This is a genomic window from Flavihumibacter sp. ZG627, assembly GCF_000814325.1.
Classification (GTDB): Bacteria; Bacteroidota; Bacteroidia; order Chitinophagales; family Chitinophagaceae; genus Flavihumibacter.
The window spans coordinates 675,705-701,210 of sequence record NZ_JPHF01000001.1 but is presented as its reverse complement, the minus strand read 5'-3'; the positions used below and the strand labels follow the sequence as shown (position 1 = coordinate 701,210).

20 protein-coding genes are annotated in these 25,506 nt (G+C 40.6%); 5 read left to right on the top strand and 15 right to left on the bottom strand.

Translation table 11 applies throughout. The annotated features are described in order from the left end of the window. Positions 1 to 42 precede the first annotated feature (42 nt). The 3 genes from HY58_RS03050 (at position 43) to HY58_RS03040 (ending at position 4,216) form a co-directional block, all read left to right on the top strand. Positions 43 to 2,421 carry a 3-hydroxyacyl-CoA dehydrogenase NAD-binding domain-containing protein gene (locus tag HY58_RS03050; protein WP_039127382.1) on the top strand — a complete coding sequence of 793 codons (2,379 nt, stop codon included), beginning with the start codon at positions 43 to 45 and terminating at the stop codon, positions 2,419 to 2,421. A gap of 74 nt (positions 2,422 to 2,495) precedes the next feature. After that, positions 2,496 to 3,389, top strand: a complete 894-nt coding sequence (locus HY58_RS03045; RefSeq protein ID WP_039127379.1) for an ABC transporter ATP-binding protein — start codon at positions 2,496 to 2,498, stop codon at positions 3,387 to 3,389. Between the two features lie 5 nt (positions 3,390 to 3,394). After that, entirely contained in the window at positions 3,395 to 4,216 is an 822-nt protein-coding gene (locus tag HY58_RS03040) for an ABC transporter permease (RefSeq protein ID WP_039127376.1), read from the top strand. A gap of 14 nt (positions 4,217 to 4,230) precedes the next feature. On the opposite strand, the gene HY58_RS03035 is transcribed toward HY58_RS03040, so the two are convergent. The 14 genes from HY58_RS03035 to mraZ all read right to left on the bottom strand — a co-directional run bounded on the left by HY58_RS03035 (position 4,231) and on the right by mraZ (position 21,625). Beyond that, complete coding sequence (locus tag HY58_RS03035; RefSeq protein WP_039127373.1) at positions 4,231 to 5,160, bottom strand: TIGR01777 family oxidoreductase; 930 nt, start codon at positions 5,158 to 5,160, stop codon at positions 4,231 to 4,233. A gap of 114 nt (positions 5,161 to 5,274) precedes the next feature. After that, on the bottom strand, positions 5,275 to 7,140 hold the full coding sequence (ftsZ, locus tag HY58_RS03030) for a cell division protein FtsZ (RefSeq protein ID WP_039127370.1): 1,866 nt from the start codon (positions 7,138 to 7,140) through the stop codon (positions 5,275 to 5,277). 49 nt (positions 7,141 to 7,189) lie between these two features. Then, the gene (ftsA, locus tag HY58_RS03025) at positions 7,190 to 8,575 is read right to left on the bottom strand and encodes a cell division protein FtsA (RefSeq protein ID WP_039127367.1); all 1,386 of its coding nucleotides are present in this window, start codon (positions 8,573 to 8,575) and stop codon (positions 7,190 to 7,192) included. A 12-nt stretch (positions 8,576 to 8,587) separates the two neighbouring features. Further along, positions 8,588 to 9,568: a cell division protein FtsQ/DivIB gene (locus HY58_RS18685; protein ID WP_052323799.1), complete on the bottom strand. Its 981-nt coding sequence runs from the start codon at positions 9,566 to 9,568 to the stop codon at positions 8,588 to 8,590. 1 nt (position 9,569) lies between these two features. Continuing rightward, entirely contained in the window at positions 9,570 to 10,940 is a 1,371-nt protein-coding gene (gene murC / locus HY58_RS03015) for a UDP-N-acetylmuramate--L-alanine ligase (protein ID WP_039127363.1), read from the bottom strand. 15 nt (positions 10,941 to 10,955) lie between these two features. Then, positions 10,956 to 12,047, bottom strand: a complete 1,092-nt coding sequence (gene murG / locus HY58_RS03010; protein WP_039127360.1) for an undecaprenyldiphospho-muramoylpentapeptide beta-N-acetylglucosaminyltransferase — start codon at positions 12,045 to 12,047, stop codon at positions 10,956 to 10,958. Beyond that, the gene (locus HY58_RS03005) at positions 12,047 to 13,270 is read right to left on the bottom strand and encodes an FtsW/RodA/SpoVE family cell cycle protein (protein ID WP_039127357.1); all 1,224 of its coding nucleotides are present in this window, start codon (positions 13,268 to 13,270) and stop codon (positions 12,047 to 12,049) included. The genes murG and HY58_RS03005 overlap by 1 nt, the downstream gene beginning before the upstream one ends. Positions 13,271 to 13,307: 37 nt before the next feature. After that, the gene (gene murD, locus HY58_RS03000; RefSeq protein WP_039127353.1) at positions 13,308 to 14,648 is read right to left on the bottom strand and encodes a UDP-N-acetylmuramoyl-L-alanine--D-glutamate ligase; all 1,341 of its coding nucleotides are present in this window, start codon (positions 14,646 to 14,648) and stop codon (positions 13,308 to 13,310) included. Positions 14,649 to 14,751: 103 nt separating this feature from the next. Further along, positions 14,752 to 16,026, bottom strand: coding sequence for a phospho-N-acetylmuramoyl-pentapeptide-transferase (gene mraY / locus HY58_RS02995; protein ID WP_039128000.1), 1,275 nt, complete (start codon positions 16,024 to 16,026; stop codon positions 14,752 to 14,754). 158 nt (positions 16,027 to 16,184) lie between these two features. Continuing rightward, complete coding sequence (locus HY58_RS02990) at positions 16,185 to 17,651, bottom strand: UDP-N-acetylmuramoyl-L-alanyl-D-glutamate--2,6-diaminopimelate ligase (RefSeq protein WP_039127351.1); 1,467 nt, start codon at positions 17,649 to 17,651, stop codon at positions 16,185 to 16,187. Beyond that, positions 17,651 to 19,759: a penicillin-binding protein gene (locus tag HY58_RS02985; RefSeq protein WP_039127349.1), complete on the bottom strand. Its 2,109-nt coding sequence runs from the start codon at positions 19,757 to 19,759 to the stop codon at positions 17,651 to 17,653. The genes HY58_RS02990 and HY58_RS02985 overlap by 1 nt, the downstream gene beginning before the upstream one ends. A gap of 23 nt (positions 19,760 to 19,782) precedes the next feature. Further along, entirely contained in the window at positions 19,783 to 20,106 is a 324-nt protein-coding gene (locus HY58_RS02980; RefSeq protein ID WP_039127345.1) for an FtsL-like putative cell division protein, read from the bottom strand. An 89-nt stretch (positions 20,107 to 20,195) separates the two neighbouring features. Then, positions 20,196 to 21,164: a 16S rRNA (cytosine(1402)-N(4))-methyltransferase RsmH gene (gene rsmH / locus HY58_RS02975; RefSeq protein WP_082022029.1), complete on the bottom strand. Its 969-nt coding sequence runs from the start codon at positions 21,162 to 21,164 to the stop codon at positions 20,196 to 20,198. Further along, positions 21,164 to 21,625 (bottom strand): division/cell wall cluster transcriptional repressor MraZ, encoded by a 462-nt coding sequence (gene mraZ, locus HY58_RS02970; RefSeq protein ID WP_039127342.1) that lies wholly within the window; start codon positions 21,623 to 21,625, stop codon positions 21,164 to 21,166. The genes rsmH and mraZ overlap by 1 nt, the downstream gene beginning before the upstream one ends. Before the next feature lie 291 nt (positions 21,626 to 21,916). Between mraZ and HY58_RS02965 the strand changes: the two genes are divergently transcribed. Continuing rightward, positions 21,917 to 23,158 (top strand): S-adenosylmethionine:tRNA ribosyltransferase-isomerase, encoded by a 1,242-nt coding sequence (locus HY58_RS02965; protein WP_039127339.1) that lies wholly within the window; start codon positions 21,917 to 21,919, stop codon positions 23,156 to 23,158. Here the strand turns inward: HY58_RS02965 and HY58_RS02960 are convergent, their stop codons facing one another. Further along, positions 23,159 to 24,496 carry a sensor histidine kinase KdpD gene (locus tag HY58_RS02960; RefSeq protein WP_039127335.1) on the bottom strand — a complete coding sequence of 446 codons (1,338 nt, stop codon included), beginning with the start codon at positions 24,494 to 24,496 and terminating at the stop codon, positions 23,159 to 23,161. 169 nt (positions 24,497 to 24,665) lie between these two features. On the opposite strand from HY58_RS02960, the gene HY58_RS02955 reads away from it, so the two are divergent. After that, positions 24,666 to 25,223, top strand: coding sequence for a YqgE/AlgH family protein (locus HY58_RS02955; protein ID WP_039127332.1), 558 nt, complete (start codon positions 24,666 to 24,668; stop codon positions 25,221 to 25,223). Positions 25,224 to 25,506: the final 283 nt, after the last annotated feature.

The window sequence follows — 25,506 nt, the reverse complement described above, 5'->3', positions numbered from 1 at the left end:
AACTTCGAACATATTAGTTGTTTAGCTAACTATTTTTTCCATATGAAAAGAAAGATCAAAAAAGTTGCCGTATTAGGAAGTGGTGTCATGGGATCCCGGATTGCCTGTCATTTTGCTGGAATTGGTTTGCAGGTTTTGTTACTTGACATGGTGCCAAAGGAAGCAGTTGACAGCAATGAGAAAGCAGCAAGAAATAAACTGGTAAATGATGCACTGCAGGCCGCCCTCAAAAGCAACCCGTCTCCTGTATATTCCAAAGATGTTGTAAAGCGGATAAGCACAGGCAACTTCACTGATAATATGAAAGAAATCGGTGGCTATGATTGGATCATAGAGGTAGTGGTTGAAAGACTCGATATAAAACAACAGATATTTGAACAGGTGGAACAATTCCGCAAGCCGGGTACCATCATTAGTTCCAATACATCGGGTATACCTATTCATATGATGGCTGAGGGAAGATCAGAAGACTTCCGGAAGCATTTTTGCGGAACACATTTTTTCAATCCGCCACGTTACCTGCGACTGCTGGAAATAATTCCCACCCCTCATACCAGCCAGGAAGTTGTTGATTTTCTGATGGATTTCGGAAGTCTTCAATTAGGAAAGACAACTGTTTTATGCAAAGACACCCCCGCATTTATTGCCAACAGAATTGGAGTATATGGAATCATGGCCATATTCGGCCTCGTTGAAAAGATCGGACTTACCATTGATGAAGTTGAGGCCTTAACGGGTCCGGTGATCGGGCGTCCGAAATCTGCTACTTTTCGCACGGCAGATGTTGTAGGAATTGATACACTTGTAAAAGTTGCTGCCGGGGTTGCTGATAATTGTCCCGATGATGAACAGCGTGCAGTTTTCAATATTCCTGCATGGCTCAACAAAATGGTCAGCAGTAATTGGTTGGGCGATAAAACCGGCCAGGGCTTCTTCAGGAAGACCAAAGGAGCCGATGGGGCAAAAGAGATCCTGACACTTAACCTGTCCACCATGGAATATGGTCCGCGCCAGAGACCAAAATTTGCAACGCTGGAAGCGGCTAAGCCAGTTGACGATCTGAAAACAAGGTTGTCTATGCTGGTGCAGGGAACTGATAAGGCGGGTGAATTTTACCGGCATTTCCATTATGGGTTATTTTCATATATATCACATCGCATTCCTGAAATTTCGGATGAATTGTACCGGGTTGATGACGCAATGATGGCTGGTTTTGGATGGGAGATCGGCGCTTTTGAAAGTTGGGATGTACTGGGAGTGGAAAAGACTGTCAAAAAGATGAAAGAGGCCGGTTATTCTGTTGCTGCCTGGATTGAAGATATGATTGCGTCAGGAGCCAAAACATTCTACAAGGTCGAAAATGGTAAGCGATTATATTATGATGTTTCATCCAGAGGATATAAATCACTTCCGGGAGGAGATGCATTTATTGTAATGAAGAATTTTGAAGGACAGACTGTATGGAAAAACAGTGCCTGCAGAACCTATCACCTGGGTGATGATGTGCTTGGGTTAGAGTGGTATACTAAAATGGGAAGCATAGGTGGGGAAGTACTGGAAGGCATCCAACGATCCATTGGCCTGGCAGAAGAAAAATACAAAGGGTTGGTCATAGCCAATGACACACCTAATTTCAGTGCAGGAGCAAATGTGGGTATGATTTTCATGCTTGCTATTGAACAGGAATATGATGAATTGGATATGGCAATACGCATGTTCCAGAATACAATGATGCGTGCACGATACTCTTCTGTTCCGGTGGTGGTAGCGCCACATGCCCTTACATTGGGAGGAGCCTGTGAACTTAGTCTGCATGCAGATAAGGTTTGCGCAGCTGCTGAAACTTATATTGGCCTTGTTGAACTGGGAGTGGGATTAATACCCGGAGGTGGCGGAACCAAAGAATTTGTGCTAAGGGCCGCGGATGAAATGCATGAAGATGAGCCTGAGAATATAACCCTGAAAAATCGCTTTTTATCAATCGCCACAGCAAAGGTAGCAACATCAGCACATGAGGCATTTGATATGGGTATTCTTCGTAAAGGAAATGACGAGATAGTTTATAACCAGGGAAGAAGAGTTGCAGAAGCAAAACGGTCGGTCTTGGAAATAAATGAAAGCGGCTACATTACTCCGGTACAACGAACAGATATCAGAGTGCTTGGCCGTTCATCCTTAGGCGCTTTATACGCGGGCATCAACGGGATGTGGCGTGCTAACTATGCTACAGATCATGACGCACTGGTAGCTCGCAAACTAGCTTATGTGATGTGTGGTGGTGATCTGAGTGAGCCAACTCTGGTGACAGAACAATACCTGCTTGACCTGGAGAGAGAAGCCTTCTTATCACTTTGCGGTGAGAAAAAAACTTTAGAGAGAATCCAGGGTGTTCTGAAAACAGGTAAACCTGTCAGAAATTAATTGCCAGCTTTTTTATGCCATTCATAAAAATGTTTTCTTGTCTGTGATACAAGGCATAAATTGATAAAAAAGAAATGCCTGTTCTGGAAATTGAAAATATCTCCAAATCATATGGCTCAATTAAGGCACTGCAAGGCGTTAGTCTGCAGGTGCCAAAAGGAAGTGTATTTGGAATACTCGGGCCCAATGGAAGCGGGAAGACTACTCTACTAAGTATCATCCTCAATGTGCTGAATCCGGATGCAGGAAATTTTTCCTGGTTTGGACAAGCCAGCAATAATGATCAGCGTAAAAAAATCGGATCTCTGCTCGAGACGCCTAATTTTTACCATTATCTCTCAGCAATAAACAATCTTAAGATCACACAAAGCATAAGCGGCAGAGGAAATCCGGAGGATATTGAAAAAGTATTGTATGCAGTTAATCTCCATGATCGACGTAACAGCCGCTTCAGCACGTATAGTTTGGGAATGAAACAAAGACTTGCTATAGCTGCGGCCCTCCTTGGAGATCCGGGAGTATTGGTTTTGGATGAGCCAACCAATGGGCTCGATCCGGTTGGTATAGCAGAAGTGAGGAGGCTTATCAGAGAACTACAGGAAAAAGGGCATACAATTATCATGGCCAGCCACCTACTTAATGAAGTGGAAAAAGTTTGTACGCATGTTGCTATTTTGAAAACGGGTAAAATCGTTTCAACCGGACCCGTGGATGAGGTCTTATCAGATGAAGATATAATTGAGATAGCTTCATCTGACAACAACTCACTAAAAGCAGTACTTGAACAATATAAAGATATTGTAAACATTAAGCGGGAAGGCCCTTACCTGCAGGTGTATTGTATGAGGGGAAAAATTAACCCGGCAGATTTAAACCAGTTTTGTTTTGAAAGAGGAATCGTTTTACATCACCTTTCTATACAAAAGAAAAAACTAGAAACCAGATTCTTTGAATTAACGGGAAATTGATCATCATGGTATCACTCTTAGGAACGGAATGGCTCAAAATAAACAAGTATCCAATATTTTGGTTATTGATTGGCTTATGTATACTATCCTATCCGGGAGTCAATTATATTTTTTTGAATATCTACCACACGATAAGCGAAAAAAAATCAGGTGCGGGACAGGTTTTTAAGATGTTCATTGGCAATCCCTTTAGTTTTCCCGGGGTATGGCGCACCACTGCTTACTTTTCATCAATGGTAGTATTTATTCCGGCGGTAGTGGTGATAATGCTTATTACAAATGAATATACTTACCGAACCAACAGGCAGAATATAATTGATGGGTGGAGCAGGAACCAGTTTATACTTGCCAAACTTCTGAATGTTGTATTGATAACAATAATTTTCACTATTCTTTATACGATTGTGACGATAATTATCGGCAATGCAAATACAAGTGATATCAGCTCAAACAAGTGGGAACAATCATCTTATATCGGGTTGTTTGCTCTGCAGACATTTTCACAGTTATCACTAGCATTTCTCGTTGGATTGGTTGTGAAAAAATCATTCATAGCAATGGCAATTTTTCTATTTTATTCCATTGTTGCCGAACCAATAGCTGTAAATCTCTTCAAGTATAAATTTCTGAAAAATGATATGGGCCAATTTTTCCCACTTGAAATTTCTGACCGGATCCTTCCTCCTCCTGCTTTCCTGAGCAGGTTTGATGAATCGGCCTACAAGGCAAGCCTGGAAGCTGTTTCAAACCATACAATATATACAGTGATATTAATATTGGTAACCTGGTTGCTTAATTATATAATTTATTTTAAAAGGGATCTCTAGATTGTCACAAACCCTTAGATCAGTGAATTTATTGCTGCATTTATATCAGGATATGCAAACTGGAAACCTGCCTTACTGATCTTTGATGCACTAACCGTGGTGCTTTTCAGGACTTCAATACTCATTTCTCCCAAAATAAGTTTAAGCATAAATACAGGCACATGAATTGGAACAAAGGCATTTCCTTTCATTTTCCTGGCAAGTAATAATGTAAGTTCTTTATTACTTACAGGATGAGGCGCTACTGCATTATAAACGCCTTTATAGTCGCGCTTTTCTATAACGTCGGCATACATACGTACCATATCATTAATATGGATCCAGCTGATCATCTGTTCACCACTACCAAGAATTGCTGCAATACCAAGCCGGATTGGCTTTATGAATTCTGCCATCGCGCCTCCATTTGCTGACAAAACAATTCCAGTCCTCAAAATAACCAGTCGCTTCCCCATATCTTCAACTGGAAGAACGCTACTCTCCCATTGACGCGCCGTATCGCCCAAAAAATCATTTGAGGAGGGATCTGTTTCGTTAAAGGGAAATTCATTAGGGATTGATGGATCCTTACCATACCAACCTATTGCAGAAGCACTAATAACGGACTGAACCTTATTAGGTGTTTCTCTTAATACACGGCAAATCAGCTCCCCGCTTTTAACCCTGCTATCCACAATTTCTCTCTTTCTACTAGTTGACCATCTTTTATCAGCAACGCCTGCCCCCGCCAGATGAACGATGTGATCGGCGGAAGAAAGCGCTTGTTTATCCATCTCGCCCTTTTCCACATCCCAGGAGGCATAACTCACCCCCTCCACCTTTTTATTTTTATATCGCGATGGCTCCCTTGTTAGTATGATCACTTTGTATTGTCTGCTGATCAAAAGTCCAGTCAGTGCTTTTCCAATAAGGCCTGTACCGCCGGTAATAAGGATGGTTTGCATATAATTATGGTGGTTGGGAATTAAAAAAGGCCCCTCGCAAAAGCGTGGGGCCGACTATCCATAAGGATAAACAACTAAAAACAAACTTTGTTTTCAAAGACGGAATACATGTGCTTAGTCCGGTTTTTTACCATCAAGGAAAGTATTGATGGTACTGATCTGGGTATTATTATGCTCATCTGTTTTCACAGTATAGTTGCTGTAGAAATTCTCAGCCGGTGAAACAGTGTTATAGAGTTCAAGATTGCGGCGGATATATGCTGGCACAGTGTCAAACTCATTGTTAGGGTCGGCTGCATTGATGTTGAATGACAGATTTCTTAGTTTCTGTATTCTTTCAGCGGCTTTCCTTTTTTGTTCATCCGCTTCGTCCGGCATTGCCGGCTCCTCAGCAGGAACATGTTCTTTAGGTTGAGCTGATGGTGCCCCTGGCTTATCCGCCGCAGGAGAATGATCCTTGATCACCAGTTGCATATCGAACGAGGGTTCTTCCTCTTTCTGTGGCAATGCCGGCAACTGTTGAGCAATTGGTTGTTCGTTCACAGGAGACGTGTATTGGGGCCTGGAATTTGTTTCCGGCCTGTTAGCCGGTTCTGCATAAATATTGGAAGGCTTGGCCAAGTATCCTCCGGATGCTGCAGACACCGAAGAATTATTTTCAACAAGTTTAAATTCGATCTTTTCTTCGTTTCCCTTTATTTCCTCTGACTCTTCATCTGAGAAAAATATTACCGGAACCTTATTCTCTTTAGGTTCCGAAATCTGAGGTTTTTCCTCTACCAACTTCGGTTGAAGGTCTTCTGCAAGGGTATCCTTAATTGCAGGCATGATTACAGAAGTTGTTCTTTCACCTTTGATCTTAACCGGATCTGATGCTGATTTCTCATCTGTAACAAAAGGCAGTACAGGCTGGTCATAAACCTTTGTTTCTTCAGTACGGGAAACCAATGTCATAACTATCTTCTCTTCTTTCTTCTGCTCCGGTTTTTTAACCTCTCTCTTATTAAATGGATCCTTGTATTCAAACCCCGTAGCAATGAGCGTTATACCAATCCTGTCACCTAATGAATTATCATAACCCAATCCAAGTATAACATCCGTGTCCTCACCTGCCTGATTCAATAAATAATTCTGAATGATATCCACTTCATCCATAGTGAACTCGTGTTCACCCTCTGCAGAATTGATATTTATAAGAATCCATCTCGCACCTCTGATATCATTATCATTAAGTAGTGGTGAATTAAGTGCTTCCTCAATGGCACGTTGAGCGCGATTCTCTCCATTAGATGCTGCATTTCCAAGTATGGCTACTCCGCCATTGCGCATTACTGTGCATACATCTGCAAAGTCAACATTGATCTGACCGGTACTGCTAATAACATCAGTGATACATTTTGCTGCTGTTGCCAATACATTGTCGGCTTTCTCAAATGCTTCCTTCATTTTCAGGTTACCATACTGATGACGGAGTTTGTCATTGCTGATAACAAGTAAGGTATCTACATTCTGTTTTAGTTGCTGAATACCCTCTTCGGCCTGGAGTTGCCGCTTCCTTCCTTCATAAGAAAATGGTGTGGTAACAATACCGACAGTAAGTACTCCAAGATCCTTACAAATCTTTGCGATGATAGGTGCACCTCCGGTACCTGTGCCACCGCCCATTCCGGCGGTAATAAATGCCATCTTGGTATTCACTTCCAGAATGCGCTTGATCTCTTCTAAACTTTCTTCAGTTGCCTGTTTGCCAATTTCAGGATTTGCGCCAGCTCCCAGGCCCTGGGTAAGATGCGGACCAAGCTGGATCTTATTGGGAACGTCGCTCAGCGCTATAGCCTGGGCGTCAGTATTGCATATGATGAAATTCACCCCGTCAATACTTTGACTAAACATATGGTTAACAGCATTGCTGCCACCACCTCCAACACCAATCACCTTAATGATGGATGATTTTTCTTTAGGTAAATCAAAGTGTATCATTTCACAATTATTAATGGGTTAATCGAAAATTAAAATGGATCAGGCGATATTATAGTTTATGATCTTCCTCTTCTTTAAAAAGATCAATCAGGTTGTCTTTGAACTTGTTCCAGAATCCATTTACATTTAATCCTGCCTTTCGCTTTCCGGTTGCCACTACTTCTTCAACTTTATCTTCCTGTCCATTTGCTGAATCTTCTTCTATGGCTTTTCGCAGATCATTTGGTATCTCAACTGCTTTGTAACGTTGATCAAACTGCTTACGATTTCTTTCATAATCATCGTATCCCTTAAGTATAAGACCTATGCAGGTAGCATATACAGGCTTGGTGAGTTCATCAATATGTCCGGATTTCAGATGCTCATTTGGATAACCAATACGCGCATTTAATCCGGTTACATATTCTGTTAATTGGATAAGATGCTTTAGTTGTGATCCTCCACCTGTAAGTACGATTCCACCATTGAGCATTCTACTATCCATACCCACCTGTTTAAGATGATAGGTCACAAAGTCCATGATCTCACTCATCCTTGCCTGGATAATATTTGCAAGATTCTTTACGCTGATCTCCTTAGGAGGCAGTCCGCGCATACCCGGTATTGTTATGAATGCATTCGCCTTTGCTTCATTAGCAAGAGCTGAGCCAAACTGGACTTTCATCTGCTCCGCCTGCGTTTTTAATACCCCCAGACCTGTTTTAATATCGTTAGTGATATTCTCGCCTCCGAAAGGTATAACTGCTGTATGCTTTAGAATGCCTTCATAGAACACAGCGAGGTCTGTAGTGCCGCCTCCAATATCTACGATGGCCACCCCGGCTTCAATATCTTCCTGCCCCATTACCGCTGCTGCAGAAGCAAGAGGCTGCAGCACGAGGTCTTTTGTATGTAATCCACTCTTCTCTACAGCCCTGTTAATATTTCGTATGGCATTCTTATCGCCTGTAATGATATGGAAATTAGCTCCCACCTTCACCCCACCATAACCTATGGGGTTAGGAATGTTTTGAAAATTATCTACCGTGAATTCCTGCGGTATCACATCAATGATCTGGTCGCCTGCAGGGATATAAGTTTTGTATTGGTCAGCAATCAACTGGTCAATCTCACGTTGGGAAATCTCTTCCTCAGTTGTCTGACGCACAATATCACCACGGGTCTGGAGACTCTTAATATGGTGGCCTGCAATACCAACATACACTTCACTTATTTCAAGATTAGGATTAGATGCGTAACAATTTTCAAGTGCCGCAGCTATAGCTTTTATTGTTTCATCAATATTTAATACCTGGCCATGTTTTACGCCGTTGCTGTTTGCACGACCAAATCCCAGAATCTCCAGTTTGCCAAACTCATTTTTGCGACCCGCAATGGCAGCGATCTTTGTCGTTCCAATATCGAGTCCAACAATAATGGGCTGTTCGTAATTCATGCTATGTTGTTTTTAGTTGTTTTGTTTATTCATTATCGCCTTGTGAATTGCAACAGGTTTCAATGCGGATTGGGCCGGAATAGTTTTTCTATGGGGATGGGATAGGTTGGCTGCAGTAGTTTCTGCGGCCTGCGCATTACTACTAACCGCTAAAGGTGCTGCACTAACATTAACCATCCATCTTTTTTTATCCACGGATGTGGATATTGCATTTCGTCTTTTACCAATTACCTGTTGATCATATTTCACATTGATTTCACTGTAATAATTGAATCCTGTTTTAACCATCACATTCCTGTAAAATATTTCCAGTTGCCGAAACTTTTTATCACTTTCCTTCCCATCCCCAAAGAGTATTATATGGTCCCCTATTAATGGTACCATTTCAAATTCATTCAAGGGAGTAACTGACACCTGGCTTATCTGGGCCGACCAAAATGAATCCTGGATCAAGGTTTTATTAATGGATAAAATATCAGCTAATAACGAACTATCAGTGTGCCGAGATAAATTCAGCTTAGGGGGTAATCCTGTGTAGACGGGCAATTTTATTGCAGGCCTTCCTTGTGATAAGGGAAGGTATGTACCACTCGTATCGAGGTAATAAGAGTTTCCCGCCTGAGTAAATATCCGGGCAATTGGTTCCTTCTGCTTTACAAGTACCTGCAGTACCCGGTCTTTATCAAAAAAAAGCTGGGCATCTTTCACCCATATATTTTTCCTGAGAATTGCCTCGAGCTTTCGTAAATCTATTTCTGCGACAGGCCTTCCTTTGATTGTCCCATTCCTCGAATCAATAAGAAGATTGAGAACTTGTTTACGATCAAGGAAAAGGAAATTTTCATCGTTCCGGATCTCTACTTCTATTCCTGCACAAGTAGCATCATTACTCGTATTGATTGCTGCCACCAGCACCACCACCAAAGAAATGGTGGCTACCAGCCAGAGAAAGGCAGCAATAATTTTTTTGATATTGATCCTGGATTTATTCATTTCAATTGAATAATTCTTTTATAGGTTTTACAAGCGTGTCAATATCACCTGCACCGGCGGTGATAATTAATCTATTAATATCATCATGCAAATAATTGCCGGCTAAATGGTTTAGTAGTTGCTCCTTATTTAAGAGTTTAACTTTTTCACTACTGATATTACGGCTAATTATTTCACTACTAACACCCTCGATCGGCATCTCCCTGGCAGGGTATATGGGTAGCAATATTACTTCATCTGCCAGATCAAGGCTTGCAGAAAATGCTTCAGCAAGATCCCTGGTTCTTGAATAAAGATGTGGCTGAAAGATCACGGTACACTTCCTGTCCGGGAATAAGGATTTCGCTCCACTGATAAGTACTTTGAGTTCTTCCGGATGATGTGCATAATCATCCACGAATACCATATCCTTAGTCTTTAATATATACTCGAATCGCCTTTTTACCCCTCTGAATGCCTCTATTGCATCTTTGATCTTTACTTGCTCAATCTCAAGGTTTCTCGCAATTGCAATCGAAACAACTGCATTTTCAACATTATGAAGGCCACCCATATTCAGGATGATCTCGTCAATAACTCCATCAGGAAAAACCACCGAGAAACGATAGCCCCCTTCCTGCATGATGATATTCTTTGCATAAATATCTGCTGACGGATCATTTAAGCTGTAGGTATAATGTTTGGTGGCAGACAGTGATTCGGATCTTGATAACCCGTATTTACTAAACAAAATACCCCCAGGTTTCAGCTTCCTGCCGAATTCAATGAACGCTTCCTGCACCGATTCCTCTGTTCCATAAATATCCAGGTGGTCAGCATCCATAGATGTGATCACGGCGATATCAGGACTTAATCTCAGGAAACTTCTGTCATACTCATCTGCTTCTATAACCGCAACATGGCGTGGATGACTCCAGAAATTAGTATTATAATTGACGGTAATACCTCCTAGAAAAGCATTACATCCATATCCCGTGTGACGTAACAAATGAGCTGTCATACTTGAGGTGGTGGTTTTGCCATGCGTTCCGGCTATACATATATTAAATGTATTATTACTGATAAGTCCCAGCACTTCACTCCTTTTCATCATTAACGTACCCATCTGCTGGAAGTGAACATATTCAATATGTTCTGATGGTACTGCTGGAGTGTAAATAACGAGGTCAGGACTTGCAGGTAATGCTGCAATATCTTCCTGGAAATGAATGTTGACACCTTCGTTCTCTAATTCAGCCGTAAGAGGAGTAGCTGTTTTATCATACCCACTAACCTTTTTACCAAGTGCATGAAAATAACGGGCAAGGGCACTCATCCCGATTCCACCTATTCCAAGGAAGTAAACTTCTTTTATGTCATTTAAATTGATCAAGATGAATTTTATGTTTTAAACAATTAAACTCAGAACTTCTTTTGCTATCACATCGTCTGCATCCATTATACCCAAAGGTGTGATATTTTCAATAAGCTTATTCTGCAATGCCTGGTCTTTAGCAAGTGCGATTACTGTTGGCACTAACTTTTGTGCAGCTTCTTTATCAGTAATCATGAGAGCTGCATTATTACTCACTAAATTCCTGGCATTCACGGTCTGGTGATCTTCTGCTGCATGTGGGTAGGGTACCAGTATAACAGGTTTATTTACTACACATATTTCAGCGATAGCCATTGCGCCTGCTCTTGAAATAATCAGATCGGCAGCCGCATAGGCGTTCTCCATACGTGAAATAAACTCATCCACCCAAATGCCTGTATGACCTGTTGCAGCTTCCTTTCCCCTTTGGGCATAAGGCTTACCTGTTTGCCAAATTAGCTGGAGATCATTTTTTTCAAATTCGGAAAGGCCTGCATCAATAGCTTCATTTATACTTTTCGCCCCAAGACTCCCCCCTATTGATAAAATAGTTTTTCTTTCAGGATCAAGTCCAAAGAAACGTAATGCATCATCACGTTTGATCGCAGCATGAACTATGGAAGCCCTTACGGGATTTCCAGTCACCTTGATCTTGTTTGCCGGAAAAAATTTATCCATCCCACCTGTTGCAACAAAAACCCGTGTGGCTTTCCTGCCTAATATCTGGTTAGATTTCCCTGCAAATGCATTAGCCTCGTGTAAAAATGTTGGAATCCTTTTTTGTTGGGCGTAACGCAAAACCGGGAAGCTTGAATATCCACCTACTCCAAAAACAGCATCGGGAATAAAATACCTGAATATGCTTCGAACCTGGAAAAAACTTCTAATCAGCTTAAATGGTAAGCTTATATTTTTTATCACTGAACTCCTGTTAAAGCCCGCAATATCCAAGCCCTTTATCTCATAGCCGGACTGAGGCACTTTTTCCATTTCCATCTTACCCTTTGCTCCAATAAAAAGTATCTCTACTGAGGGATCCTGTTTCTTCAGGGCATTCGCAATGGCAATTGCGGGAAATATATGTCCCCCGGTACCTCCACCTGCTATAATTATCCTCTTACCCATCAGCTTAATTCATTTTCGGGTGAAGATTGCACAGCTGGTTTAAGTTCACTTTTTTCAACATACCTCGACACGCTTAAAATCAAGCCTATTGCCACACAGGTAAACAGGAAAGAACTTCCGCCCATACTTAATAAAGGGAGAGTGACGCCGGTAACCGGGAATAAATTAACATTCACAGCCATATTCGCCATTGCCTGAATAACGAGGGTAAAACTTAACGCCAATGCGAGAAATGCTCCGAAGGCATATGGACATTTCCTAAATAACTGTATACTCCTGAAAAGGAATATCAGATATACAAACATTACAACAGCCCCACCTACAATCCCATATTCTTCAATTATAATCGCATAAATAAAATCAGAATAAGGATGGGGAAGGAAATTTCTTTGTTCGCTATTTCCGGGGCCTAGTCCAACAATTCCTCCCTTTGCAATTGCAATCTTAGCCTGGTTAACCTGATAATTATCTTCATCATCCTGAGAGTTGCCACCGTACATAAAAGTTTCAACTCTGTTCACCCAAGTATTGACTCTTGCTGTTAGCCTTGACCGGTTCTCTGCTTTTGCTTTTATACCATTACTGTTATGTTGGATGACTGCTGATAGGATCAACAGGAGAACAGGAATCATTGCAACCAACCCTGTCAGAAAAAGATGCTTCATTCTTACTCTTCCAATAAACAATAACATCATGCTGGTAGCGCCTGTTAGAAGAGCGGTCGAAAGATTGGCTGGCGCTATCAACAGGCATGTGATTACTATTGGGATAATCACTGGCACAAAACCTGTTTTGAAATCCTTTATAATGTTCTGCTTTTTACTGAGCATCCTGCTGAGATACATAAACAATGCAAGCTTTGCAAGGTCAGAGGTCTGGAAGGTCAGGTTAATTATAGGCAGCCTGATCCAACGACTCCCTTCATTAAGTTTAACTCCGAAGAACAATGTATATAAAAGTAGTGGTACCGTGATCCAAAAAAGCACCTGTGCTATTCTTGAAAACAGCGTATAATTTATAAGGTGAGCAAAATAAATCAACATCAGTCCAATTGCAATAAATACAACCTGCTTAAATAAATAAACCTCAGTATTACCCCGATACATTTTATATGCCAATGAGCCAGTAGAACTGTATACCACCAGTAATGACATCATGGCCAGGAGCACAACCAGTGTCCAGATTACTTTATCGCCACGTGTTTTATTAAGCAGATGGTTCATTCTTACTTATTTCAAATTGACAAGGTCATTAAAAGCATTATAATGCTTTCACAGCTTCCTTGAACTGATTACCCCGATCCTCATAATTTTTAAACAGGTCAAAACTGGCACAGGCCGGACTTAACAAAACAACATCGCCTTTGTCAGCAAGTTGAAAAGCGGAATGGACTGCTTCAGCTGCACTCGTTGTATTGACTATTACAGCAACATCATTCTGGAATGCCTGATGGATCTTAGTGTTATCAGTTCCCATACAAACAATGCCTTTTACTTTTTCTTTCACTAATTCAAGAATAAGCGAATAATCATTGCCCTTATCCACGCCCCCAAGAATCAGGATTACCGGAGCTGTCATGCTTTCCAAAGCATACCAGGTACTGTTAACATTGGTTGCTTTACTGTCGTTAATAAATTCAACACCCCTTACTGATGCAACATGTTCCATCCGGTGTTCCAATGCCTCAAAAGACTGAATCGCCTCCCGAATCTTGTTTTTCCGCAGTCCTATCACGGAGGCTGCTAGCCCTGCTGCCATGGTGTTGTATTGATTGTGTTTCCCCTTAAGAGCAAAATCATAAATGCTCATCTGCAATTTTTCATCGCCTGTAACTACGGTCATTTCCTGGTCTTTAATAAAAGCTCCCTGGAGTACTTCTTTTCTCATACTGAATGGTAATGGGTTAGATAGGATCGAAAATTCCTTTATATGTTTACTGGTAACTTCATCATCTTCACAATAAATAAAATGGTCAGTTGCTTGCTGGTTCATCGTTATCCGGAATTTACTCCTGATATAATTATTGAAGATGTAATCGTACCTGTCTAAATGGTCTTCTGTTATATTTGTAAGTATCGCTACATGCGGGCGAAAATGAACAATATCATCTAATTGAAAACTGCTGATCTCCGCTACATACCAGGGCTTGGGGTCTGTGGCCACTTGTCTTGCGAATGATGTTCCTATATTTCCAACCAACGCACAATCCAAATCCGCATGCCGGCATATATGAAAAGTCAAAGCGGTTGTAGTTGTTTTGCCATTACTTCCAGTGATAGCGATCACTTTACTATCTCCGATAAATCTGCTTGCCCATTCAATTTCACTGATCACCTCTATACCCTTCAACCGGATCTTTTTAACCAGTTCATTCTTTTCAGGAATACCAGGACTCTTAATGACTACGTGAGCATTCAGAATTCTTTCTTCACTATGTGATCCTTCCTCAAACTCGATAATTGCTGCAGAAAGTTCCTTCCGGTGTTCCTCTCTTAACTTGCCACCATCACTCACAAAACAGGGTAACCCATTTTGCTTTGCTAATAAAGCGGCCCCTACGCCACTTTCGCCTCCCCCTAATATGATAATTTCTTTACTCATTAATAAAATAATGGTTTTCCACGGATTGGGGGTTTTTCAAAAGCATAGGATCAACTGCACCACAAATTCTATTAACAGCAACGGTCGGTTTTTCAATACTACCTTAACGGATCTTCAATGTTACTATCGAAAAAATCACACATAATATGGTAACGATCCAAAATCTTGTAACGATTTTACTTTCATGATAACCCAACTTCTGGTAATGGTGATGAAGGGGACTCATAAGAAATATTCTTCGACCTTCTCCATATTTACGGCGGGTATATTTGAAATAACTTACCTGCGCCATAACACTTAAATTCTCTACAAGAAAAACACCACAAAAAATGGGGATCAGTAATTCTTTTCTCACAATGATCGCAAGAGCGGCAATGATTCCGCCAAGTGTAAGACTTCCGGTATCACCCATAAATACCTGGGCTGGATAAGCATTGTACCAGAGAAAGCCAACACATGCTCCTATCATGGCACCGATGAAAATAGACAGCTCCCCAAGATTGGGTATATACATGATATTCAAGTAGTCAGCAAGAAGCAGGTTGCCGCTTGCATATGCGAATACTCCCAGGCAAATCCCGATCAATGCACTCACCCCTGTAGCTAAACCGTCAAGCCCATCAGTGATATTTGCTCCATTTGACACTGCAGTTACAATAAAAATCACAATTAGTATATACAGAACAGGAGTAAATCCACGCAGTGCTTCGGGAAGCAGTTTTGCATAATTGAATTCATGTCCGGCAACAAAAGGAATTGTTGAAATGGGTTCATCAGCTTCAACAAAATAGCGTTCCTTTTCCTGGAACTTCACCGTTTTAACAGCTTCATTACTTCCGGGTATCCCTTTATATTCCCGCCATGCTTTTGTGTTTTCATTAAAAAGTAATGTCAATCCGATGATAAGACCCAAACCAACCTGACCTAATATCTTAAACCATCCAGCTAATCCATCTTTATCTCCTTTTCTATATGCCACACCTTGTTGTTGAGCTATCCGCTTTGCCCTTAGTTTAAGGTAATCATCAATAAATCCAACGATCCCCAGCCAGATAGTACTGAAAATCATGAGTCTTACATAAGCTTTATTTAAATCTGCCAATAATAGAGTTGGTAATAGTATGGCCAGTATAATGATAAGACCACCCATTGTTGGAGTGCCTTTCTTTTGTTGTTCACCCTGGAGCCCCAAATCACGTACACTCTCCCCCACCTGCTTATGTAATAAATAGTTTATTAGCTTTTTTCCAAAAACTGTTGTGATAATTAAAGATAAAATCACGGCCAGTAATACCCGGGAAGTGATGAACTGAAACAGTGCACTTCCCGGGAATTTGAAACCCATTTCCTTTAACCAATCAATTAAGTGGTACAGCATGATGGTTGTTTGTTTACTGGCTGCCGCGCGGTGTCCAGCCGTGCAGCGTTTTGTTTGTAACCGTCCTAAGAATTTCTGAAGGAGGAACAAAATCTTGAACGATCCAATGATCCTTCGTTTCTCTGTTCACAGCCCTCAATATTTTAAACCTATTCAATTTACTTTTCTAATTCCTCCATCACCTTCAACATTACTTCCCTGTCATCAAAATGATTTCTTACTCCCTTGACTTCCTGGTATTTCTCATGACCTTTACCAGCAATCAGAATTATATCACCAGGAGCAGCCATACTAAATGCGGCTTTAATCGCTTCATATCTATCTTCAATGGAAATAAATTTTCTCTTTGCAGCTGTATTCAATCCACTTTCCATGTCTTTGAGAATTAACCTCGGATCTTCATTCCGAGGATTATCAGAAGTAAAGATTGCCTTGTTACTATAATCGCATGCTACCTGGCCCATCAGAGGTCTTTTTGTCCGGTCTCTGTTACCTCCGCACCCCACAACTGTTATAACCCTTTCATTTCCACTTCGCAATTGATTAATAGCCTTTAGTACATTCTCCAGAGCATCCGGAGTATGTGCATAATCAACTATTCCTATTATTTTATCTATAGACGATATAACGTACTCAAATCTCCCTTCTGCACCACTCAATACACTAAGACATCGCAGTACTTCATTTTTATCTTCGTTCAGGCAAATTGCAGTCCCATATACTGCAAGCAGGTTATAGGCATTAAACTCACCAATCATCCTGAAATGAACTTCCTGATCATTAACCATCATGTTTAACCCCGTCAGACTATTCTCCAAGATTTTCCCTTTAAAATCTGCAATAGTCCGAAGGCTATAGTAAAATTTTGTTGCCAGGGTATTCTGCAACATCACTTCACCTCTTTTATCATCAAGATTTGAAATAGCAAATGCTGTAACAGGCAAATTGTCAAAAAACTTTTTCTTTACCCTTATATACTCATCAAAGGTGTTATGGTAATCAAGGTGATCATGTGAGATATTGGTAAATATTCCACCTGCAAACTGCAATCCTGCAATTCTATATTGGTGGACAGAATGTGAGCTAACTTCCATAAAAGCGAAGCTGCATCCTACCTTAGTCATTTTAAACAAGATCTCATTTATTCTGATTGCATCAGGTGTTGTATGAGTTGAGGCGACCGCTTCCCCCCCTATCAAATTATTCACAGTACTTATAAGTCCACAATCATATCCCAGCGCTGTAAAGAGCTTATATAACAAGGTTGCAACTGTAGTTTTTCCATTAGTGCCTGTTACACCAATCAGTTTCAATTTGCGTGACGGCTGATCATAAAAATGATGAGCCATCCATCCTACCGCCTCGCTACTATTATTAACCTCCACGTATGTAACATCAGGATGCAGTTCTTCCGGTAAATATTCGCAAACAATTGCAATAGCTCCATTATCTACAGCATTCCGGATAAAATTATGCCCATCCGATTCGGTTCCCTTTAAAGCAATAAAACAAGCTCCATTCACTACTTTTCTGGAATCGATTTGAAGTGAATTGATTTCAGTCTGCAAATCACCATTCACGGAACGAAGTTTAACCTGGTACAATATGTCTTGTAGTATGGCCATTAGTTCAGTTCGAGTGTTATGGAAAGATCTTTAGTTACAGGTTTTCCCGCATCTATAGATTGTACCTTTACTTTTCCAGTTCCTTTAGCCACTACTTTAATTTTCATTTCTTCAAGTACATAAAGGGCATCTCTTAAACCCATACCTCTTAAATCAGGTATAATTTTACCAGCAATCGGTTTATGATGAAGTACAGTCCTAAAATTCGTATCCATCTGAACTGATGCCCAATCTGCGTTTCCAACGCTATCCCGATATGGCAATTTCATCTTTCCAAGGATCGTCCGTAATTCACTGCTATTACCGGAAAAATAAAATGATGTACTATCCTGGGGCGGCAGCAATGCAGTTTTTACCGGAATTTGCTGTGCTTGCAATGCAAAAAGTTTATCTGCTACCTCTCTAAAAACTGGTCCTGCTACCGAGCCACCATAGTACACAGGTGCATGGGGCTTATTTACAATAACTACTATACAGCTGTACTTTGGATTTTCTGCTGGAAAATATCCGGCAAATGATGACTGATAGATATGGTCAGAGTATCCCCTGTTACCATTTGCTACCAGAGCAGTACCTGTTTTTCCTGCTATACTATAAAAAGGAGACTGCAAACTTTTCCCGGTACCATTCTTTACCACTCCTTCCAGACATGTGCGCAATTGGCTTAGGGTTGATTCACTTGCAATCTTTTCCACCATAATTTTCGGCTGATTTTCAATGAGCTTCAATCCATCCTTCTGGATTTCTTCTACCAGATAGGGCTGCATCATCGTTCCATTATTTGCAACAGCATTGTATAACATCAATGTCTGAAGCGGACTTACCAATACTTCATAACCAAAAGACATCCAGGGTAATGAAGTGGCGCTCCATGTTTTTGATTTTGGAGTTTTTATTACTGGTCGAGTTTCACCAACGAGATCTATACCAGATCCCTCATGCAATTTCAATTTCCGAAGATGATTAATATATTGCATGGGATTTTTCGCGTAATAGTTCATTGCCAGTTTCGCCATTCCCACATTACTACTTAGTTCGAAAGCCTGTTGCAAAGTAACCTCTGTTCTTTTATGTCTCTCGCTATCGTAAACCGTTCTCCTTCCAACTTTCCAAACCCCATTTTCAAGATTAACATGATTTCCAATATGGGCTTTCTTGTCTTCAAGAACTGCTAACATTGTTGCAAGCTTGAACGTAGACCCTGGTTCTGAAGCTCGTATTGCATAATTCAGGTCTTCCCAATATTCGCCTTCCTTTCTTTTCCCAAGATTAGCAATAGCTTTTATTTTACCTGTTGCTACTTCCATGACAATACATGTACCATTCACTGCCTCATTCTGCACCATCATTTTCATGAGTGCGTTTTCAGCTATGTCCTGAATGTTTACATCCAGGGTTGTTACCAGATCCCTTCCATTTTCGGGTTCTATTTCATATCCCTCAACTGGAACAGCCACTCCACCAGCAATAAACCTTACCAACTTTTTTCCAGTAGCTCCTCTTAATAGGCTATCGTAGGTACGCTCTAATCCAACATTCTGTGCATTTTCTCTTGCCAGGCCAATCGTCCTGTTTGCCAAAAGTCCAAAAGGATTTAAGCGCTTACTCTTTACTTCTGCAATAACCCCACTCTTATTTCGACCCTGCCTTACAAGGGGGAATTGACGTAATTGCTTATATTGACTAAAATCAATGTTCTTCTTCAATAAGAAGTATCGGTCTTTTTTCCGGAAACCCGCCTGTAGCAATTTCTTATACTCTGAAGTTGATCGGTCTGCAAACAGACCTGATAAAGAGAGACTCAGTGAATCAATGTTTTCCCTGAATCGCTTTCCATTTTTTTCACGAAGTCCTTCTGCACCAAAATCAATATATATATTGAAATACGGGATAGAGGTACTTAGCATGCTGCCATCGGAACTAAAAATAGTACCCCTGTCTGCTTCCAGGTTAATGATCCGGGTATGCAGACTATCACTTTTACTTCGCCAGTATTCACCTTCAGCATTTTGTATGTAAAGAGCCCTTCCCAGAACAGCTGCTGACAAAACCACCATACCAATGAAACACAGGTAAACTCTCCACAGTATGTCGCGTTTAACTTCCAATGCGGCAGCTGATTTATGATTATTTAATTTTCATTGTCTGTACTATCAATTATAACAACCGGCGGGGTGATCAATTCCTTCAAGCCCATGGGCTCCACAACCTTTGCGAGCTCTGACTGTTTGCTCCTAAACATTACTTCACTTTTCATGGTCTTGTACTCATATTGCAATTCTTTCAACTCCTTCCCCGTTTTGTTTATATCCTTTATCAACTTATCGGAATAATGACCATTATATATATAAACAACTGCAAGCATACTCAGAAAAAGGAAAAAGGGCAGGTTCCGGATAATGAATTGGTAGTTTATACCAAACCTTTTTTCTCTTTGGTTTTTCTCTTTTTCCATATCTAATAATTATGGATGGTTGTTCATTAGGACATTAACATTTCACCAAAACCCTTATTTTTATACTATAATTTTCTATTTCAACTCATTTAGATCCTTTCTGCAACCCTGAGTTTAGCACTCCGTGCCCTTGGATTTCGCTTCATTTCAGCATCAGAAGGCAAGATTGGTTTCTTCGTAATCACTTTCCACATTGAATGTTTCTTCTTGTTTTCAAAGGGATTATCATCTTCTTCAGGTTCAAAGATTCCATCACGGAAATAATTTTTCACAAGCCTGTCCTCCAGGGAATGGAAGGTTATTATTACCGCTCTTCCGCCTGGTCTTAAAACTAATGGCAGCTGTTGCAGAAGGTCTTTAAGTGAACCTAATTCATCATTAACTTCAATACGCAATGCCTGAAACACCTGGGCCAAATATTTATTTGGATTACCCTTAACTACAGGCTGCAACGCGGCTTTGAACTGACCAATCGTATTCAAAGGAACCTTCCCTCTCAATTCAACAATAGTGCGTGCCAGCGTCTTCGAATTTGTGACTTCACCATACTGCTCAAAAATTTTATGCAATTTCTGTTCAGTATAACTGGCAAGCACATCCGAGGCTTTAAGTGTACCACGCTGGTCCATCCTCATATCAAGCTCCGAATCGAATCTTATAGAGAACCCCCGTTGAGGCTCATCAAACTGGAAACTACTAACACCAAGATCCGCTAACACACCATGCACTGCATCTTGCCTGTGAAGGCGAAGGAACCTTTGCAGGTGCCTGAAGTTGTGGGGTACGAATACCACCCGGTCATCATCAGGCAAGTTGCGCTGTGCGTCAGCATCCTGGTCAAATGCGAAAAGTTTTCCAGTGGGTCCCAGATTCCTAAGTATTTCGGAGGAATGTCCGCCACCACCAAAAGTGCAATCAACATATACACCTTCACGCTGTATGGACAATGCATTTATACATTCTTTAAGCAATACCGGCACATGATAATCATTACCACGATGTGGAAAATGGTCACCAGCAGACAGACCTTCATCAGGTATGTGATTTTTTTTTGCCATTACATTCCCGCTTCATTAGCCTTTCCCATTACCTGTTGTGCCAGGTTACTAAAAGTTTCAGAAGAGAAGGATTCAAAGAACTTTTTATACTGACCCGCATCCCAAATTTCAATTTTGTTAAATGCAGAAACCAGAACTATATCTTTATCTAATGCTGCGTGCTCCTTCAGGTTTGGTGGTAATAAGATTCTTCCTGCTGTATCCGGTTCTACATCTGTTGCACCGTTCATGAAATACCTCCTGAATTCACGTACTTTCGGGTCAAAATCGTTCAACTTGCTTATCTCCGCATATATAGGCTCCCAACTTTGTATGGGGTATAAAGTCAGACACTTCTCAAACCCCCTGTTGATGACGAACTTCATCTCTCCATCAGGCATTTGCTTTTTAAGGCCTGCCGGGAGGAGGAAACGCCCTTTGGCGTCCAATGTAGCTTCGTATTCACCAAGAAAACCTTTCATTTATACGTTTATAACACCTTTCTGACATTTATTACCACAAAATAACACTTTTTCCCACTTACCATACAAGTTTTGGAATTTTAATTTTTTCCACATGGGAAAACTACGTTCAAACCCTTAGTAGTTGCACGTTGTAGCCAATTTTGCTGTTAAATTCTCAGAATTATTTGTGAGTTAAATGTGGATTGATGTTCATAACCTGTGGATAGGCTTTGAAACCCTTGTATGGTAGAGGTCTTACTAAACTGTTCCTCCTCTTTTTAATCATTATTTGATGCAACTTTGCAACTCATGAAGAATATCAAAAACCCATATACACTTCAAATTGCCGACTTCAGTTATGAACTAATAGATGACCGTATCGCGAAATTTCCTTTGGAAGAGCGAGATGCTTCACGTCTTCTTGTTTATCGTAAGGGTGAAATAACTGAATCAGTATATCGCGATTTAGCCGACGAAATTCCCGCAGGAAGCCTGTTGGTGTTTAACGATACCCGGGTGGTAAGAGCAAGACTTGTCTTTAAGAAAAATAATGGTCGCGATATTGAGATATTCTGCCTTGAACCTGATCAACGTTATACTGATATCAGCTCCGCCATGGCAGTTTCTGGTGAGGTGTACTGGAATTGTTTGGTTGGAGGTGCCAGCAAGTGGAAACAGGGAATGACTCTGGAAATGAAATTGGAACATGATGGAATTCCTGTGCTATTATCCGCATCTATTCATTCCAGGAATAATAACAGTTTTACCATCCATTTCTGCTGGAGCCCGGTCGAAATAACTTTCGCCGAAATCCTGAATATAGCAGGGAAGATGCCTATCCCCCCTTATTTGCACCGAAAAAGTGAAGATTCTGATACAACACGTTACCAGACTATCTTTGCGAATAAGGAAGGTTCTGTTGCTGCACCCACTGCTGGATTACATTTTACGGATCATGTTTTTGAAAGTCTCAGAGAAAAGGGAATCACTTCAACCTTTGTTACTTTACATGTTGGGGCGGGTACTTTCAAACCTGTGAAGTCGGAAATAATCGGCGACCATGAAATGCATGCGGAATTTATTGATGTTCAAAGGCAAATCCTTGAAGAGCTACTTCGGTTTGATGGGAATATTATTGCAGCCGGTACAACATCTATGAGAACACTGGAGAGCTTATATTGGATGGGTGTTAAAGTTGCTGTTTGCCCTGAGGCACACCTGGAAGATATATCTGTAAAACAATGGGATCCCTATATACAACAACTGGAAAATCACATTCCTCCAACTGAAGCAATTCTTCATCTTTTACGCTGGATGGATCGTAATAACCTAACCCGTATAATTTGTAAAACACAGATATTTATTGCACCTGGGTATAAAGTAAAAATGGTGAACGCACTTATCACTAATTTCCACCAGCCTCAATCAACGCTCTTACTCTTGGTGGCAGCACTTATAGGTGAAGATTGGAGAAAGGTTTATGATTATGCACTTGAAAATAGATATAGATTTCTTAGCTACGGGGATGGTTCTCTTCTTTGGGGTAACTAATTATGAAAATGGCATATCGATAATGAATGTAGTTCCTTTCCCAAGGGTGCTTTCCACCTTTATTTTTCCATTATGTGCATCTACAATATTTTTTACGTAACTCAATCCCAGGCCGAATCCTTTAACATTATGCAAATTACCGGTATGTACCCGGTAAAACTTTTCGAAGATCCTCTTGAGACTCTCCTTAGACATGCCAATACCGTTATCTTCAATTCGAATCTGCACTCCCTTGTTATTGCTACTGGTCTGGATTTTAAGTAATAGATTATCCTTTGAGTATTTAACAGCATTATCAACCAGATTATTGATAAGGTTGGTAAAATGAACTTCGTCAGCTATGATCTCGTCCTTTTTTGCATTTAATTGTACATCTACCTGCCCATTCCGGCTTTGCATTTGTAAATCGAAATTCTCCAAAACTTGTTCTATGATAGAATGAACCTTCACCGGCCTTCGGCTTAATTGAATTTCCTGTCTATCCATTAATGCAGCCTGGAGAATGGTTTCCACCTGCTTATTCATTCTCTTGTTTTCTTCTTTAATAATTCCGGTGAAATATTGCATTTTATCCTTATCGTTCGACACTTTTTCTGTTCTCAAAGCATCAACGGCTAATGAAATGGTAGCTAATGGTGTTTTAAACTCATGAGTCATATTATTGATGAAATCATTTTTGATTTCACTGAGTTTTTTCTGACGGAGGAGAGCACTAACAGTAACATAAAAGGCGGCAAGCAATATGAGGGTGAAAAGAATGGCTCCCGCCAACATCCACCTTAATTCCCGGAAAACAATATGCTTCACATTGGGCACCACTACCATCATTACTTCCTCAGGCACTAATCCCTCCAAATTACTACCCCCGGGTATTTGTAATGGATTTATAAATCTTAAGTTTCTAACAGTGTCATCCACCACGGCATCAAAATTTCGGGAGCGAAGTTCATCATATGTTAGAAATCCGGCATCGGAGGTAATTACGAATTCAAACTGTGTGTCCTGGAGCCCGAAAGCGTCAAAATTTTTACGCAACTTCTCCTCCACCTCAAAAGTTGTAAATTTCTCCGATATGGTTGATGGCTTCATCAACTCCATCATAAGTTGATCGGATGGCCATGTTATATTTGGTCGCATCCTCCGGTTCTTTAAGGAAGGCAATGTGCCTTTTTGTTCCATTAATTCCTGGCCAGTTGCATACATGGCCTTTACAACTCTTTCGGAAAGCTGGTCTTCCTTTATGACAAGCATAGAACGAAACCAGGATAGCTGTATCACTATGATACCTACCAAAGAAAGGGTAACCAATAAGATGATAAGGGGAAAGATCCGCTTCATTACAGCAAAAATAGCTTTGGTAAATATTTAATGTATTGCCTGCTGCCTCTAAACTTCTGAATTAACAGGAGTTTATAAGCATTTAAGCAACTTACTCTTTGATCAGGGTACCTGATTGTAAGAGTAAACATTTCTTGTCTTATTCCACAATATTCTATAAATTAATGCCATGACACAAATTTTACCAGCGCCGGGGGTGCTGCTAATTGCTGATCCATTCTTAAAAGACCCGAATTTTAAGAGGACGGTAATTCTTCTTTGTGAACACCAGGATGAAGGCAGTTTTGGGTTTGTACTCAACCGGACCTATTCTTACACGCTTGATCAACTCATGGCAAGTGCAGACGGCATGCCGCTAACAGTATATTATGGCGGTCCTGTTCAACCTGATACCATACATTTTCTCCACCAGTACCCCGATAAAATCCCAGGTGGTTTTGAGGTAACGGATGGAACATATTGGGGAGGTGATTTTGAAACTGCGATCTCACTTCTTAAAACTGGTGATATAGAATCTTCGAGCATCCGTTTTTTTATAGGATATTCCGGATGGTCTGAGGGTCAATTACAGGGAGAGCTTAAAGAAAAATCATGGATTACTTCAAAGGGCACCAGAAAGTTGATCTTCCATAAAGACATGAATGAGATATGGAAAGATGCCCTTATTGATCTGGGAGGAGATTATGAACAATTAATCAATTATCCGCTTGATCCCCAACTGAATTAACTAAAAACAAAAAACCAGGACATCCAATGGAGCCCGGTTTTTTGTTCCTCTTACTATACCCTACCAACTTCAGATCAACACTGGCTTTTACCTCTTCTGATTCAATTCCTCTGCCTTTCAGTTGACCCTTGTTCGTGATACAATTTTAAGAACATTTACAAATGAAAAAAACCGTTTTTTCACGGTTTTTAAATTGTCAAATCACGGTATCAACCTTCAAGTAATTAAAAACCCGCTGCGTTTGGACAGCGGGTCTGGTAATTTCTAAAGATCCTGGAATAGC